Annotated in this window: 3 protein-coding genes; all 3 read right to left on the bottom strand. The window is 26.2% G+C overall.

Translation table 11 applies throughout. From position 1 onward, the window contains the following. The coding region (locus tag L8T82_RS07880; protein WP_263726275.1) for a DUF2920 family protein at nucleotides 1–285 on the bottom strand (285 nt) is incomplete at its 3' end. Between the two features lie 53 nt (nucleotides 286–338). Next, on the bottom strand, nucleotides 339–779 hold the full coding sequence (locus L8T82_RS07885; RefSeq protein WP_263726276.1) for a DUF2920 family protein: 441 nt from the start codon (nucleotides 777–779) through the stop codon (nucleotides 339–341). Between the two features lie 34 nt (nucleotides 780–813). Further along, nucleotides 814–1,774, bottom strand: a 961-nt coding sequence (locus L8T82_RS07890) for a DUF2920 family protein (RefSeq protein WP_263726277.1), incomplete at its 5' end; no start/stop codon positions are given.

Genomic DNA, 1,774 nt, shown 5'->3' on the forward strand with positions numbered 1-1,774 from the left:
CTTTATATGATTGAAGGTATTTGGTGTTAAAAAATTATAATATTTAGTATAATCAATTTCTTTTCCAAAACCTATAACCCTCCATAAATTAGTAAGACTAACATGAGAAGAATTATCTATTACAACATCAACAAGCCAAGGAGCTATTTTTGCACATAAATGTGCTAAATATCCTCCATGCGAGGATCCGATTAAAATATGCTTTATACCCCCCCCCTCCATAGCTTTAAAAGGAGAACTTTTTCTAATATATAAAAGAGCATTTAGTATATCTATTGCTTGCATAATACCAAAATTTTGATATTCATTTTTGGTAGGTTGAAGAGTTATACTTAATTTTAAATATACGAAACATCTAATATCCATTTTGATTTTAAAATAGAAATTTGATCATCTATATATTCTAAACAATGATTAATTTTTTCAAAAGTATCAATATGATTAATATTAAAAGGTGGAATAATACTTATAGCTTTTAAACTAGTGTCTAAAATAAGCTTGTCAATATCATCTAAATAATATGTTGCTCCAGTTTGAGGACGATTTCCTATGCAATGATAATTTACATTTAAAACTGCTACATTATAATTTCTAGCACAATAATCACTTATATAATAAATGCTTTTTATATCACTGCCAATACCGTTTATAACGCAAACAATGGCCTCTATTTCTTTACTATCATCATAAGTTAATTTAAATTCTAATTTACTTTCTCTTTTTATATTTAATTCTACATCATCACAAGAGTCTATGAAATAAGTTTCATTTTTTAACATTTAAAAAACCTTTGCTAGTTTTAGATATATTTTATCAAACAATCTCTAAAACAAATTTATCATTTTCATCTTTAAAGGTAAAAACTTTATTTTTACAAGGATAAGATATACTATCTTTTTTCATACTAAATGTTTTATCTTTTAATTTTTCAAGCATAATAGGTAATTCTTTATTAAATAATGCCTTATCAGGAATTCCACACCCATGAGTTAAATTTTTAATAAATTTACCATCTATATCTTTTTCATCTATTAGATGAAAATCTACTTCATAGTTTAAAGCTTTTAAAATTTCTATCATAGAAATTTTATGATCAGCTGGAGTTAAATCATCTTTAGCACTATGATAACTTGTATAAATAATATTTTTATTCTTTTGAGCTTGTAAAATCAAATGATCTTTATTAAGTAAAGCTCTTATTAAATAATTTTCATCAGCAAAATAATAAGGTGAGTTTGGGTTTTTGCGTGTCCAATAAGTTTCCACATAACAATGAACTTTACTATTTAACTCATCTTCGTTTAAAACAGCATCACCTTTATTTAAATCCCTTCCTATGATATATCTTAATGGAGGCAATGCAGCACCTGAATTATCTATCACTCCATCTACATACCAAGGAGCTATTTTAGCACACATTAGCGCTAAATAACCTCCGTATGACCCCCCCCCGTAAATTTTAGGCAAAGATTTAAATTGAGGATAATTTTTCATTATATCTTTTAAGGCATTGATATGATCGATTGCAGGCATAATGGCAAAATTATTATACTCATTGTTAGGTGGGATAAAAGTCACAGATAACTCAACCTTATAGTCTTGATTTAAAATTCCTTGTTCTTTTAATATACTCATTTTTTGATCAAGAATTTGATAATATTTTTCTATATTTTTTGTATTATCTAGCACTTCAAATTCTATTTCAAAATCCCTGAAAGCCTTTTCAAATGTTCTTATATCGTCTAATAAAAAAGTCATTTCAGCGCTATATTTA

Origin of the sequence: Campylobacter sp. IFREMER_LSEM_CL292, assembly GCF_025771615.1 — a bacterium.
GTDB classification, from domain to species: Bacteria; Campylobacterota; Campylobacteria; order Campylobacterales; family Campylobacteraceae; genus Campylobacter_D; species Campylobacter_D lari_D.

Coding starts and splice junctions, on each gene's coding strand:
- L8T82_RS07885 (WP_263726276.1), bottom strand. CDS start 779: ATGTTAAAAAATGAAACTTATTTCATAGACTCTTGTGATGATGTAGAA.